The organism is Streptomyces sp. NPDC025833, from assembly GCF_055558055.1.
In genome coordinates this window covers 147228-161065 of sequence record NZ_JBVHNF010000009.1, presented here as the reverse complement: position 1 = coordinate 161065, position 13838 = coordinate 147228, and the positions used below count along the sequence as shown (strand labels likewise).

The 13838-nt window shown below is 72.7% G+C and carries 13 protein-coding genes; 7 read left to right on the top strand and 6 right to left on the bottom strand.

The genetic code is table 11. The features are described 5' to 3' along the window. The first annotated feature begins 147 nt into the window (after positions 1–147). Positions 148–891 (top strand): hypothetical protein, encoded by a 744-nt coding sequence (locus tag ACZ4K2_RS17780; protein WP_467473749.1) that lies wholly within the window; start codon positions 148–150, stop codon positions 889–891. A 43-nt stretch (positions 892–934) separates the two neighbouring features. On the opposite strand, the gene ACZ4K2_RS17775 is transcribed toward ACZ4K2_RS17780, so the two are convergent. Both ACZ4K2_RS17775 and ACZ4K2_RS17770 read right to left on the bottom strand, forming a co-directional pair. Continuing rightward, positions 935–1450: a hypothetical protein gene (locus ACZ4K2_RS17775; RefSeq protein WP_467473747.1), complete on the bottom strand. Its 516-nt coding sequence runs from the start codon at positions 1448–1450 to the stop codon at positions 935–937. A gap of 32 nt (positions 1451–1482) precedes the next feature. Continuing rightward, the gene (locus ACZ4K2_RS17770) at positions 1483–2607 is read right to left on the bottom strand and encodes a magnesium and cobalt transport protein CorA (RefSeq protein ID WP_467473745.1); all 1125 of its coding nucleotides are present in this window, start codon (positions 2605–2607) and stop codon (positions 1483–1485) included. Positions 2608–3097: 490 nt separating this feature from the next. Between ACZ4K2_RS17770 and ACZ4K2_RS17765 the strand changes: the two genes are divergently transcribed. Continuing rightward, a complete protein-coding gene (locus ACZ4K2_RS17765; protein ID WP_467473743.1) occupies positions 3098–3682 on the top strand; it encodes a suppressor of fused domain protein in 585 nt (194 codons plus the stop codon). Positions 3683–3734: 52 nt separating this feature from the next. On the opposite strand, the gene ACZ4K2_RS17760 is transcribed toward ACZ4K2_RS17765, so the two are convergent. Beyond that, positions 3735–4958: an MFS transporter gene (locus tag ACZ4K2_RS17760; protein WP_467473741.1), complete on the bottom strand. Its 1224-nt coding sequence runs from the start codon at positions 4956–4958 to the stop codon at positions 3735–3737. A gap of 170 nt (positions 4959–5128) precedes the next feature. Here ACZ4K2_RS17760 and ACZ4K2_RS17755 point away from each other — a divergent pair, with 170 nt between their 5' ends. The 3 genes from ACZ4K2_RS17755 to ACZ4K2_RS17745 all read left to right on the top strand — a co-directional run bounded on the left by ACZ4K2_RS17755 (position 5129) and on the right by ACZ4K2_RS17745 (position 7540). Beyond that, entirely contained in the window at positions 5129–5770 is a 642-nt protein-coding gene (locus tag ACZ4K2_RS17755) for a DUF6758 family protein (RefSeq protein WP_467473739.1), read from the top strand. A gap of 221 nt (positions 5771–5991) precedes the next feature. Beyond that, positions 5992–6849: a PHP domain-containing protein gene (locus tag ACZ4K2_RS17750; protein ID WP_467473738.1), complete on the top strand. Its 858-nt coding sequence runs from the start codon at positions 5992–5994 to the stop codon at positions 6847–6849. 85 nt (positions 6850–6934) lie between these two features. Next, the gene (locus ACZ4K2_RS17745) at positions 6935–7540 is read left to right on the top strand and encodes a MarC family protein (protein WP_467473736.1); all 606 of its coding nucleotides are present in this window, start codon (positions 6935–6937) and stop codon (positions 7538–7540) included. Between the two features lie 55 nt (positions 7541–7595). On the opposite strand, the gene ACZ4K2_RS17740 is transcribed toward ACZ4K2_RS17745, so the two are convergent. Then, a complete protein-coding gene (locus ACZ4K2_RS17740) occupies positions 7596–7748 on the bottom strand; it encodes a hypothetical protein (RefSeq protein WP_189705266.1) in 153 nt (50 codons plus the stop codon). Positions 7749–7955: 207 nt separating this feature from the next. Here ACZ4K2_RS17740 and ACZ4K2_RS17735 point away from each other — a divergent pair, with 207 nt between their 5' ends. Beyond that, entirely contained in the window at positions 7956–8858 is a 903-nt protein-coding gene (locus tag ACZ4K2_RS17735) for an NYN domain-containing protein (RefSeq protein ID WP_467474059.1), read from the top strand. A gap of 35 nt (positions 8859–8893) precedes the next feature. On the opposite strand, the gene ACZ4K2_RS17730 is transcribed toward ACZ4K2_RS17735, so the two are convergent. Next, a complete protein-coding gene (locus tag ACZ4K2_RS17730; RefSeq protein ID WP_467473734.1) occupies positions 8894–9775 on the bottom strand; it encodes an alpha/beta fold hydrolase in 882 nt (293 codons plus the stop codon). A 183-nt stretch (positions 9776–9958) separates the two neighbouring features. Then, the gene (locus ACZ4K2_RS17725; RefSeq protein ID WP_467474057.1) at positions 9959–12556 is read right to left on the bottom strand and encodes a DEAD/DEAH box helicase; all 2598 of its coding nucleotides are present in this window, start codon (positions 12554–12556) and stop codon (positions 9959–9961) included. Positions 12557–13060: 504 nt separating this feature from the next. Here ACZ4K2_RS17725 and ACZ4K2_RS17720 point away from each other — a divergent pair. After that, positions 13061–13807 (top strand): ferritin-like fold-containing protein, encoded by a 747-nt coding sequence (locus ACZ4K2_RS17720; RefSeq protein ID WP_467473733.1) that lies wholly within the window; start codon positions 13061–13063, stop codon positions 13805–13807. The last annotated feature ends 31 nt before the right edge of the window (positions 13808–13838 follow it).

Genomic DNA, 13838 nt, shown 5'->3' with positions numbered 1-13838 from the left:
CTGCCCGCTCGGGTGCGCTTCAGGCTAGCCCGTACCGGTCGGATACGCCCTGGTGGGCGGTCCGGACGGACCGGATCGGCCGGGCGGCCGGAGCACCGGTACGCTGCGGTACGCCGCTCCGGAACCGTCAGAAAGGCAGCTCCATCCGTGACTGCGACTCCCCAGGGCCGTACCCGCCGGACCGCGCTGCTCGCCGCGACCTGCGCACTGGCCGCCACGGGGGCGGTGGTGCTGTCGGGGTGTGGCGGCGACGATCCGGACGCGGGGACGAACGGCGTGGGCAGACTGTCCGCCGGCGGGATCGAGGCTCGGACCCGGGCCGCGGCGGACGCGGCCTCCGCCGTACGGCTGTCCGGCACCGTGGTCACGAGCGGCCGTACGTACCGGCTGGACATGCGGCTCAAGGCCGACGGCGGCACCGGGTCGGTGACCTCCCAGGGGACGGCCTTCAAGTTGCTGCGGGTGGGCGAGGAGCTGTTCCTCAAGGCCGGCGCGGACTTCTGGAACCACGGCGACGGCGACGACGGCGCCACGGGCAAGCTGGACGGCAAGTACGTGAAGGTCCCGCAGGGCGACCCCGCGTACAAGAAGTTCAGCGGCTTCACGGACAAGGACGTCCTCCTCGACGGTCTGCTGACGTTGCACGGCACGCTGGCGACGGACGGCCGCCGCACCGACCAGTCGGGTACCCCCACGATCCGGATCACCGGCGACGAGGGTTCCGGCGGCACCCTGGACGTCTCCCTCCAGGGCCGGCCGTACCCCCTCCGCATGGTCCGCGCCGGCGGCGCGGGAACGCTCCGCTTCTCGGACTGGGGCAAGGACTTCACCGTCGAGCGCCCGGACCGGTCCGAGACCGTGGACTACGGCAGGCAGCTCCCGGCGTCGTAGCCCGGCCCGCCGCGCCGCCGCGCCGCCGCTCAGCCGCCCGCGCTCACTTTCTCTTGCGGCGCCCGAGCAGCAGCTTCCCGAGGTGCGCCGGCACCGGGTGGCGGGTCGTCGCCGGTGTGGGCACGGGGCGCTCGGCCAGCGCGCCGGGCGGCACGGGGAGCACCGGTCCGGCCGGCACCAGGCGGAGCACCCGGCACTCGCGGGCCCAGCGGGCCGGCATCTCCTCGCCGTCGGGGGCGTTCAGCCGCTTGCCCTTCAGCTCGGCGACGACGGTCCGCCACTCCTCGGTGCCGGCGGCCACCTCGGCCACGGTGACCGGGTAGGTCACCAGCCGGCCGCCCTTGTCCTTGCTGCGCACGCTCACCTCGGCGGTGCCGCCGTCGGCCAGTCCCGTCAGCGGCTGCTCACCCGGCCCGTCGCCGACCACGCAGACCGCGCCGTCGTGCCACACGTGCCACAGCGCACGCGCGGCCGGGGCCGCGGCGCCCCGGACCCAGATGAGGCCGGACTTCTTGGAGGCCTCCTCGATGAGGGCCCGGTCGAGCAGCTCGCTTGTCATGCGCCCAGCCTATCCAGGCCGTCCGCGCCCGTTCACAGCCAGCCGTTGCGCTTGAGCGTGCGGTGGATGCCCAGGCAGATGACGCCGGTGATGGCCATGATCACCGGGTAGCCGAACCGCCAGTGCGTCTCCGGCATGTAGTCGAAGTTCATGCCGTACACCCCGCACACCATCGTCGGCACGGCGACGATCGCGGCCCAGGAGGTGATCTTGCGCATGTCCTCGTTCTGCGCGACGGACGCCTGCGCGAGGTTGGCCTGGAGGATGGAGTTGAGCAGTTCGTCGAAGCTCAGCACCTGCTCCTGCACCCGGGCCAGGTGGTCGGCGACGTCCCGGAAGTACTTCTGGATGTCCGGGTCGACCAGCCGCATCGGCCGCTCGCTCAGCAGCTGCATGGGCCGCAGCAGCGGCGCCACCGCGCGCTTGAACTCCAGCACCTCGCGCTTGAGCTGGTAGATGCGCGCCGAGTCCACACCGCGCGAGACCCCGCCGTTGCGGCCGGGCGAGAAGACCTCGGTCTCCACCTCGTCGATGTCGTCCTGCACCGCGTCGGCGACGGCGATGTAGCCGTCCACCACGTGGTCGGCGATGGCGTGCAGCACCGCCGAGGGGCCCTTGGCGAGCAGCTCCGGGTCGTCCTGGAGGCGGTGCCGCAGGGCGCGCAGCGAGCCCTGGCCGCCGTGCCGGACGGTGATGAAGAAGTCCCGGCCGGTGAAGCACATCACCTCGCCGGTCTCGACGACCTCGCTGTTGGCGGTGAGCCGGTCGTGCTCCACGTAGTGGATGGTCTTGAAGACGGTGAACAGCGAGTCGTCGTACCGCTCCAGCTTGGGCCGCTGGTGGGCCTGCACCGCGTCCTCGACGGCCAGCGGGTGCAGCCCGAACTCTCCGGCGATCCCGGAGAATTCGGCCCCGGTCGGCTCGTGCAGGCCGATCCAGACGAACCCGCCGTCGCGGCGCACCAGCCGCATCGCCTCCTGCGGGGTCAGCGGCTGCGTGCTGGGGACGCGGGCGCCGTCGCGGTAGACCGCGCAGTCGACGACGGCCGAGGGCGTCCCGGGGGCGCGCGTGGTGTCGTAGGACGCGCCGGTGTCCTTGCGCAGCGAGACGCGGGACGACGGGCGGACCACGGCGCGCAGGTCGCGAATCATCGACATGGGCAGGCTCCTTCGCGGGCGGGCAGCGAGTGCGCGCGGCGACGGGTGGAACTACCCGGAATGGGGACGTCCGGCAAGGGACTCCCGCCCGTGGGGCAGGAAAGGATGTTTGGCACGTCCACAAAGCGGGGAGCACCGCACCGTCGCGGTGGCGACTTCGCTACTGATGCAGAACTGACGGAGATCAGGCAGATCAGGCAAAGCGAGACGAAGTGCTCTTCCGAACGACGATGCGCCGATGCGCAAAGGAAGGCGGCAGCCGGCCGGTACCTACATCAGCAGCCGGAAGAGCGAGTGGTACTACCAGGTCGACTTCGATCCATGACAGCCCCACCTCCTCCGGCCGGTCCCTCGTAAGGGAGTCTCGTCGGCGCCGGGACCCGATAGCGACGCTTCGGCGTGCTGCCCCGAACCACGGACTCAGAGTATCAGCCGCCCGTACTGTCAAGGCGCCGCTTTGCCCGCTACTGACGAGTTCTATGCTCGCGGCATGGCAGATGTTCTTCCTCTGGTCGAGGCCCGGTTGAGCACCGCGTTCGGCGAACCGGACGCCCGGGCCGCGGTCACCTTCCTCGGCACGGACCGCATCGAGGTGCTCCGTTTCCAGGAGGGGGACGTGCTGCGGTACGCCACCCTCGGCATGTCCGCGCACCCCATGTCGGACCCGACCGCGCTGGTGGCCGATCCGGTCGGCGGTCCCCGCGCCGAACTGGTCCTGTCCGTCCGCGCGGGCCTGGCGGAGACCGACAAGGTGCTCCGCCCGCTGGCCGTGCTGGCCGCGACCCCGCAGGTGGAGGGAGTGGTGGTGGCCCCGGGCGCCTCCCTGGACGTCGGTGAGCCGCTGTGGCCCGGCGCGCCCTTCACCTCCGTGCTGGTGGGCGAGCCGGGCGGGCTCGTGGCGGACCTGGAGCTGGACGCCCCGATGGACCCCGTACGGTTCCTGCCGCTGCTGCCGATGACCCCGAACGAGGCCGCCTGGAAGCGGGTGCACGGCGCCCAGGCCCTCCAGGAGCGCTGGCTCGCGAACGGGACGGACCTGCGGGATCCCTCCCGCAGGTCCGCCCCGCTGGACTGACGCCGGCCGCGGCCGAGTGACCGAACTCACGCCAACGCAAGGCCGGAACCGGTCAGTTGGCGAAGGCGCCGACCCCGTCCTCGGTCGCGTGCCACGGCTGGAGCTCCGCCGCCTCGTGCGTGAGGGCGCGGCGCCGTACGACGACCACGAGCGCGCCCAGCAGCGCGGTGACGGCGGCCACCACGAACGGGACGTGGATGTCGGTCCACTCCTCGATCTTCGGCGCGAAGTAGGGCGCCGCGGCGGCGGCGAACCAGCGGACGAAGTTGTACCCCGCGCTCGCCACCGGCCGCGGGGCGTCCGACACGCCGAGGGCGAGTTCGGTGTAGACGGTGTTGTTCACGCCGATGAAGGCGCCGGACAGGATCGTGCAGACGACGGCCGTGGTGTGGTCGCCGTAGCCGAGCACGAGCACGTCCGCCGCGAGCAGCAGCAGCGAGCCCCCGAGGACCTTCAGCGAGCCGAACCGCGCCTGCATGCGCGGGGCCACGACGACCGAGAAGACGGCGAGCAGCACGCCCCAGGCGAAGAACACCGCGCCCGAGCGGTACGGCGTCATGTCCAGCACGAACGGCGTGAACGCCAGGATGGTGAAGAACGTGTAGTTGTAGAAGAACGCCGAGACCGCCGCGGAGGCCAGGCCGCCGTGGCCCAGCGCCTTCAGGGGGTCGAGGATCGAGGTCTTCCGGGCGGGCTTCGGCTGCTCCTTCAGGAACGCCGTGATGCACAGGAACCCGATCGCCATCAGGGTGGCCGTGCCGAAGAAGGGGTAGCGCCAGCTCACGTTGCCGAGGACGGCGCCGAGCAGCGGGCCGCAGGCCATGCCGAGGCCGAGCGCGGACTCGTAGAGCAGGATCGCCGCCGCGCTGCCGCCGGCCGCGGCGCCGACGATGACCGCGAGGGCGGTGGAGACGAAGAGCGCGTTGCCGAGGCCCCAGCCGGCCCGGAAGCCGACGAGCTGGCCGACCGAGCCGGACGTGCCGGCCAGGCCCGCGAAGACGACCACGAACGCCAGGCCGACCAGCAGTGTCCGGCGGCCGCCGATGCGGCTGGAGACGAAGCCGGTCAGCAGCATGGCGATGGCGGTGATCAGGAAGTACGAGGTGAAGAGCAGGGACACCTGGCTGGTGGTGGCGTGCAGGCCCTGCGCGATCGACGGCAGGATCGGGTCGACGAGCCCGATGCCCATGAAGGCGACGACGGAGGCGCCGGCCGTGGCCCAGACCGCCTTGGGCTGTCGCAGGATGCCGCCGGCTCCCGCGTCGAAGGGGTCCATGTGCTTCTCCCGTCCTCACACAAGTAGTTGGCTTATGCACATAGTAAGTTAGCTCGGCTAATTAATGCAAGATGCATCTATCTGTGCTGGTCGGGCGGGCCGCCGGGTCTTCCGTCCGGACGGGTGATCGTCCTTGACGCGGGCGTGCGGGGGTAGGACCGTGGAGCCCTATGAGGGGCGAACCCAGTTGCCCGAAGTGCGGTGGCCGGGTCAGGGCTCCCGGACTCTTCGCCGATGCGTGGCAGTGCGATGTGCACGGCACGGTGTATCCGCTGCAGCCCGTGATCCCGCCCAGCGTCGAGGCGCTCAACGTCGTCGTGCGGCGCACGCAGGTGCCCGTGTGGATGCCCTGGCCGCTGCCGGTCGGATGGCTGTTCACGGGGGTGGCGTACGCCGGTGACGACCGCAGCGGCGGCCGGGCGACGGCCGTGGCCTGCTCCGGACCCGGACCGCTCGGCGGGCCCGGCGAGATGATCCTGATCGCCGAGGAGCTGGGCGTCGGCCTCGGCGCGCGGTACGCCGGCATCGACGGGCCGGACCCGGGGGCGTTCATGAACGTGGAGAAGCCCCCGCAGACCAAGGTGCTGGCCGCCGGCCGTCCGACCCCGCTCTGGCACGTCTACCGCACCCCCGACGACCGGGCCGTCTTCGCCGGCGAGGCGCTCGGCATGTGGGTGTGGGCGGTGATGTGGCCCGAGCAGTCCGGCCTGCTCATGTACGACGAGATGGTGCTGACCGACCTGCGCGACGCGGGAGCGGAGATAGACCTGGTGCCCTGCGGGGCGCTGTCGCCGCGGCTGCTGCGGCCGTAGCGGCCGGGGCGTGCCGGACCGGCGGCGACGGCGGCCGGGTGTCCCCGGCGGTCACGACGGGCAGGACGGCCCGCGGGCGTCCGGCCCGGTCGCGCGGGCCGCCACCCCTCGCGGGGCGTTGAAGTAAAGGGCGCCGACTGGTTTCGGCTGTGACAGTGGGGGTGGAAAACCCCGCTATCCTTAGGTGTCCCCTTTCCTTCCGCCGTCGCCCAGGAGTCGCCGTGCGCATCGATCTGCACTGCCACTCCACGGCCTCCGACGGGACGGACACCCCGGCCGAACTGGTGCGCCATGCCGCCGCGGCCGGTCTCGACGTCGTCGCGCTGACCGACCACGACACCACCCGGGGGTACGCCGAGGCGATCGCCGCGCTGCCCGAGGGGCTGACCCTCGTCCCCGGCGCCGAGCTGTCCTGCCGGATCGACGGCGTCTCGATGCACATGCTGGCCTACCTCTTCGACCCCGAGGAGCCCGCTCTGCTCGCGGAGCGCGAGCTGGTCCGGGACGACCGGGTGCCGCGGGCCAGGGCCATGGTCGCCAAGCTGGAGGCGCTGGGCGTGCCGGTCACCTGGGAGCAGGTCGATCGGATCGCCGCCGGCGGCTCCGTCGGGCGGCCGCACGTCGCGTCCGCGCTGGTGGAGCTGGGTGTCGTACCGACCGTGGGTGACGCCTTCACCGAGCGGTGGCTGGCGGACGGCGGGCGCGCCTTCGTGAAGAAGCACGAGACCGACCCCTTCGAGGTGATCCGGCTCGTCAAGGGTGCCGGCGGGGTCTGCGTGTTCGCGCACCCCGCGGCCGCCAAGCGGGGCCGCACCGTGCCGGAGTCCCGGATCGCCGAGCTGGCCGAGGCCGGTCTGGACGGCATCGAGGTCGACCACATGGACCACGACCCCGACGCCCGGACCCGGCTGCGCGGCCTGGCCAAGGAGCTGGGACTGCTCGTCACCGGCTCCTCCGACTACCACGGCAGCCGCAAGACCGTGGCGCTGGGCGCGTACACGACCGATCCCGAGGTGTACGGGGAGATCACCCGGCGGGCCACCGGGGCGTTCCCGGTGCCCGGCGCCGGCGGAGTCTGAGGCCCTCCGGGGCCGCCCCCGGGCCGGCTCGCGCCGCCCTCTCGCCCTTCACCCCTCTTCTCCCGGCAAGGCCTGTAACACCCCCATGTTCGACATCGCCGTCTTCGGCTCCCTGTTCCTGACCCTTTTTGTCATCATGGATCCCCCGGGGATCACCCCGATCTTCCTCGCCCTGACCGCCGGCCGGCCGGCCAAGGTCCAGAAGCGGATGGCCCTCCAGGCGGTCTGCGTGGCGGGCGGGGTCATCGCCGTCTTCGGCGTCCTGGGCCACCAGATCCTGAACTACCTGCACGTCTCCGTCCCGGCGCTGATGATCGCGGGCGGTCTGCTGCTCCTGCTCATCGCGCTGGACCTGCTCACCGGCAAGACCGACGAGCCGAAGCAGACCAAGGACGTCAACGTGGCGCTCGTGCCGCTGGGCATGCCGCTGCTCGCCGGGCCCGGCGCGATCGTGTCCGTGATCCTCGCCGTGCAGAAGGCCGGCAGCGTCTCCACGCAGATCTCGGTGTGGTCCGCGATCCTCGCGATCCACGTCGTGCTGTGGCTGGTGATGCGCTACTCGCTGCTGATCATCCGGGTCATCAGGGACGGCGGTGTCGTCCTGGTGACGCGGCTCGCGGGCATGATGCTCTCCGCCATCGCGGTGCAGCAGATCATCAACGGGATCACTCAGGTGATCCGGGGGAGCTGAGCCTCGATGTCTCGGCTCCCCCGGAAAGCTTGAGTGGCGCGTGCCCGTGTGCGGGTTACGAGGCCGGGGTGTCGGCCGGGCGGATCCAGAGGCGCTGCCCGACGGCGGCGGCCTGCTGAACGATCCGGTTGACGGAGGCGGCGTCCACGACGGTGCTGTCCACGGGGGTTCCGTCGACCTCGTCGAGTCGCATGATTTCGAAGCGCATGGGCTTCTCCCTTCGTCTGGTCATCCTCCTGCGGAGAACTACTTGGAGTGACGTCTGTGTATCCAGCGTCATACGTATGCAACGCGACGCAGGTGACAAACATTCCCTACGCTAAATAAATTTTTCGAACGTCTAAGTACTGACCGGTAAGAGTTCGAGTGAGAACTGACCGGGATCGGTTGTGTTCGGAATGTGACCACCGGGACAATGGAGGCGATGAACGACGACCCCGCCGGCCTCGGCGCACGCATCGACCGCACGAACGAGCTGCTGGAACGCATGCTCGCCGAGGTGGCGAAGACACCCTCCACGCACGCGATCTTCGTAGACGCGGGCTACCTGTACGCCGCCGCCGGCCGGCTGGTCGCCGGGACCGAGGACCGCCGCGCCTTCGACCTCGACGCCGAGGGCCTGATCGACGCGCTGATCGACCGGGCGCGCACGATCTTCGCGGACAGCCGGCTGCTGCGCGTCTACTGGTACGACGGCGCCCGGCGCCGCATCCACACCGCCGAGCAGCAGACCATCGCCGAACTGCCCGACGTCAAGGTCAGGCTCGGCAACCTCAACGCCAACAACCAGCAGAAGGGCGTCGACTCCCTGATCCGCACGGACCTGGAGTCACTGGCCAGGCACCGCGCGATCAGCGACGCGGCCCTCCTCGGCGGCGACGAGGACCTGGTCTCGGCGGTCGAGGCGGCCCAGGGCTACGGCGCCCGCGTCCACCTGTGGGGCATCGAGGCGCCCGAGGGCCGCAACCAGGCCGAGCCGCTGCTCTGGGAGGTCGACAGCCAGCGCACCTTCGACCTGCAGTTCTTCAAGCCCTACGTCTCCCGGCGCACGGCCGCCTCCGACGCCGGCGGCACCACCCGCCCGACCCGCGAGGACGTGCGCTTCGTCGGCGCCCAGATCGCCGCCCGGTGGCTCGCCTCCCGGGGCCGCGACGCCCTCGTCGAACTGCTCCCCGGCCACCCCTACCTGCCCGGCTCCGTCGACCAGGACCTGCTGGTGGAGGCCGAGCAACTGCTCCAGTACTCCCTGCGCGGCCACGCGGATCTGCGGCGCGCCCTGCGGGACGGGTTCTGGGGGCACCTCCAGGCGCAGTACTAGCGCCGGTCGGCCCGCACGCCCGGCCGGTCCCGGGGCTACGGCCGTGCCGGGACGCCGTCCCAGAAGCCGGCGAGCGCCCGGGCCGTCTCCAGGGGGCGGTCGGTGTTGGGCGAGTGCTCGGCTCCCGCGATCACCGTGCGCCGCGCCGCCAGCCGGACCGCCATGTCGTCGAGCAGCGGCAGCGGCCAGGTGTCGTCCCGCGCGCCCGACAGCACGTGGAACGGCAGCGGCAGGGCGGCCAGTTCGGCCACCCTGTCCGGCTCGGTGCACAACTGGTGCCCGGTGGCCAGGAGTTGGGCGGGCTTGGTGGCCAGCCAGCGCCGTCGCAGGTCGTCCCGGTCGTCCAGCCCGCCGTCCAGCGCGGCGGTGTCCGTCTCCTCCGGCGGCTCCATCGCCTGGATCGTCTCCCACACCTCCGCCATGCCCAGTACCGACAGCGCGTCCCGGAGCAGCTTCACCCGCTCCTGCTGGGGCGCCGAGATCCGGGCCGGGCCGGAGGCCATCAGGGTGAGCGACAGGAAGGGCGCGTGGTCGAGCAGTACGGCGGCGCGGGTGATCTGGCCGCCGAGGGAGTGGCCCAGCAGGTGCACCGGGCCGCCGATCGCCTCCGCCTGCGCGAGGACGTCCCGCGCCAGTTCCTCCTGCGCGTAGGCCGACTCGTCCGTCGTCGGCCCGTCCGACTCGAACTGGCCCCGCCCGTCCACGGCGACGGTCCGGTAGCCGCGCCGGGCGAGCGGTACGTGCAGCGGGTTGAAGTCCTCCTTGCTCCCGGTGAACCCCGGCAGCAGCAGGGCGACGCCCCTGGGCTCCACACCGGCGGCCACGGGGGCGTCGACCACGGCGAACTCGCCGCGGGCCGTCCGCAGGGGGTACGCGCGGGCACCGGGGGGCGGGACGAAGGTCGCGGGCCTGCTCATGGGGGAGAGGCTATCCGGCGGGGCGTGGGCGGGGGCGGGTACACGGGCTTGGGCGGGGAGGCCGGCGGCAGGTCACGCCCCGGACGCCGCCGGCCACCGCCCCCGGACACGGCGATGGCCGGGCCCACTGTCGTGGACCCGGCCATCGGACCGGCTGGCGCTGTCGTGCGTCAGGCGCCCGGGTCAGGACTCGGTGGCCTCCACGGCCGCCGTGGCCTTGCGGGTGCGGCGCGGCTTGGGCGCCGCCTCGACACCCTCACCGGCCGCCTCGACGGCGGACGCCGCCGTCTTGCGGGGCCGGCGCCGCGGCTTGACCTCCGGCTCGCCGGTGGCCTGCGCCGGGATCTCCGGAGCGGCCTCGACGGCCGCCGTGGCCTTGCGGGTCCGCCGCGCCTTCGGCGCGACCGCTTCCCCGTCGCCCACCTCGACGACGGCGGCCGCCGTCTTGCGGGTCCGGCGCGGCTTGACCTCGGCTTCCCCTTCGGTCACCTCGGGAGCGGCGGCCGCGGCCTTGCGGGTGCGTCGCGGCTTGGCCTCGGGCCCCGCCTCGGTCGCCTCGGGGGCGGTCGCGGCGGTCTTCCGGGTGCGCCGGGGCTTGGCCTCGACGGCCTCGGCCGTGTCCGTGGCGGCTTCGGCGGTGGCCGCCGTTTTTCGCGTGCGGCGCGGCTTGGCCTCGGGCTCCGCCTCGGTCGCCTCGGGGGCGATCGCGGCCGTCTTCCGGGTGCGCCGGGGCTTGGCCTCGGTTTCAGCCTCGGTCACTTCGGGAGCGGCGGCCGCGGCCTTGCGGGTGCGGCGGGGCTTGGCCTCGGGCTCCACTTCGGCCGCCTCGGGGGCGGTCGCGGCGGTCTTCCGGGTACGGCGCGGCTTGGCCTCGACGGCCTCGGCCGTGTCCGTGCCGGCTTCGGCGGTGGCCGCCGTCTTCCGCGTGCGGCGCGGCTTGGCCTCGGGCTCCGCCTCAGTCGCCTCGGGGGCGATCGCGGCCGTCTTCCGGGTACGGCGCGGCTTCGTCTCGACGGCCTCGGCCGTGTCCACGGCCGCCTCCGCCGCGGCGGCCGGTTCGGCCGTCTTGCGGGTGCGGCGGCGCGGCTTGCTCTCCGCGGCCGGAGCGGCCTCCGGCTCGACCACCGGCGCGTCGGCGACCACCGGCTCGGCCACGGCCTCGGCCACCGGAGACTGCGTCTCCGTCGGCTCCGCCCTGCGGGTACGGCGGCGGCGCGGCTTCTCCGGGCTCTCCAGCGCGTCCGGGCCCGCCACCGCGGCCACCGTCTCGACGGCGGCGGCTTCGTCGGTCGCCGGGACCGCCGCGGCGGCCGGCACCGGCTGCCCGGCCGCTGCGCCGCGCGTGCGGCGGCGACGGCGCGGGGTGCGGGTCGCGGCCTGCGTCTCCTCCGTGCCGGTGGACTCGGCGGCCGGGGCCGCGGGGGCCGCGGCGTCCAGCGGCGCTCCGCCGCGCGTACGGCGGCGACTGCCCGGCGTACGCGCCGAACGCTCACGCTCGGCCGTCTCGGCACGGCCGTCGCGCCGGTCACGACCGTCGCGGCCACCACGGCCGCCCCGGTCACCGCGGCCGCGCGACGCGCCCCGCCCGCCGGTCTCGCCCAGGTCCTCCAGGACCTCCGCGTCCAGGCCGGCCCGGGTCCGCTCGGAGCGCGGCAGTATGCCCTTGATGCCCGCGGGGATGCCGAGGTCCGTGAAGAGGTGGGGAGAGCTGGAGTACGTCTCCGCCGGGTCGTTGAAGCCCAGCTCCAGCGCCTTGTTGATCAGCTGCCAGCGCGGGATGTCGTCCCAGTCCACGAACGTGATCGCCGTACCCTTGGCGCCCGCGCGGCCGGTGCGGCCGATGCGGTGCAGGTACGTCTTCTCGTCCTCGGGGGACTGGTAGTTGATGACGTGGGTCACGCCCTCGACGTCGATACCGCGCGCGGCGACGTCGGTGCACACCAGCACGTCGACCTTGCCGTTGCGGAAGGCCCGCAGCGCCTGCTCGCGGGCGCCCTGGCCGAGGTCGCCGTGGACCGCGCCGGAGGCGAACCCGCGGCGCTGGAGCTGCTCGGCGATGTCGGCGGCTGTGCGCTTGGTCCGGCAGAAGATCATCGCCAGTCCGCGGCCCTCGGCCTGGAGGATGCGGGCGACCATCTCCGGCTTGTCCATGTTGTGCGCGCGGTAGACGAACTGCTTGATGTTCGCGACCGTCGCGCCCTCGTCGTCCGGCGCGGTGGCGCGGATGTGCGTGGGCCGGGACATGTAGCGGCGCGCGAGGCCGATGACCGCGCCCGGCATGGTCGCCGAGAACAGCATGGTCTGGCGCTTGACCGGCAGCATGCTGATGATCTTCTCGACGTCGGGCAGGAAGCCCAGGTCGAGCATCTCGTCGGCCTCGTCGAGGACCAGGCTCTTGATGTGCCGGAGGTCGAGCTTCTTCTGGCCCGCGAGGTCGAGCAGGCGGCCCGGGGTGCCGACGACCACGTCGACGCCCTTCTTCAGGGTCTCGACCTGCGGCTCGTAGGCCCGGCCGCCGTAGATGGCCGTCACGCGCACGTTACGGACCTTGCCGGCGGTCAGCAGGTCGTTGGTGACCTGCGTGCACAGCTCGCGCGTGGGGACGACCACCAGGGCCTGCGGGGCGTCCGTGAGGGCCTCGGGCGCGGCGCGTCCGGCCTCGACGTCGGCGGGGACGGTGACGCGCTCCAGGAGCGGGAGTCCGAAGCCCAGCGTCTTGCCGGTGCCCGTCTTGGCCTGGCCGATGACGTCCGTGCCGGAAAGGGCGACGGGGAGCGTCATCTCCTGGATGGGGAAGGGGGTGACGATGCCGACGGCCTCCAGGGCCTCGGCGGTCTCGGGGAGGATTCCGAGTTCTCGAAACGTCGTAGTCAGGGTGCTGCCTCTTCTGTGTGCGCGGTGCGAGGCGAGCGCGCGGGGGTCATGTCTGACCGTGCCGGGGACGTCGGCTGCCGTACGGACGTACCACTCGGGCAAGCCGTAAGACACGGGACCTCTGCCGACGCTCTAGCGCTCGTACCGCTGAGGGGTCCCTCCACTCGTCGTACGGTCAGAGCCGTACGGCATCGGAGGGCTGTCGGGTCGGAGCCGATCGGGCCACCGACCGGGCATCCTCATGCGTGCGGCCCGTCGGGACACGTCGAACACCGTCGACGCACTCAGCAGGCGCATTACCACCATACCTCGGAATCGCGCACATGCGATGGCCGATTTGGTCACGTAGCCGTGATCACAGTGATCGGCCAGGAGCCCGGCACGCGCGCCGAGCGGGCTATTGTGCGCCTCATGACTAGCTCTGACAAGGCTGAGAACGCGTCCGCCGAACCCGCCGCACCCACCGGTGTCGCCGCCCAGGACTGGGCGCAGGCGTCCGCCGAGCCGCACTACCGCGCCGCCGTCGTGGACCTGCTCGGCGCGCTCGCGTACGGAGAGCTGGCGGCGTTCGAACGGCTCGCGGAGGACGCCAAGCTGGCGCCCACCCTCGCGGACAAGTCGGAGCTGGCGAAGATGGCCTCGGCCGAGTTCCACCACTTCGAGAGGCTGCGGGACCGGCTGACCGAGATCGGCGAGGAGCCGACGGCCGCCATGGACCCGTTCGTGGCCGCACTGGACGGCTTCCACCGGCAGACCGCTCCGTCGGACTGGCTGGAGGGCCTGGTCAAGGCGTACGTCGGCGACTCGATCGCGAGCGACTTCTACCGCGAGGTCGCGACCCGCCTCGACTCCGACACGCGCGAGCTGGTGCTGGCCGTGCTCGACGACACCGGGCACGCCGGTTTCGCGGTGGAGAAGGTGCGCGCCGCCATCGACGCCGACCCGCGGGTGGGCGGCCGGCTGGCGCTGTGGGCGCGGCGGCTGATGGGGGAGGCCCTGTCGCAGTCGCAGCGGGTGGTCGCCGACCGGGACGCGCTGTCCACGATGCTCGTGGGAGGCGTGGCCGACGGGTTCGACCTGGCCGAGGTCGGAAAGATGTTCTCGCGGATCACCGAGGCCCACACCAAGCGGATGGCCGCGCTCGGCCTGGCCGCGTAGCACGGGGCACCGGACCCCCGGGCCCGGTGCC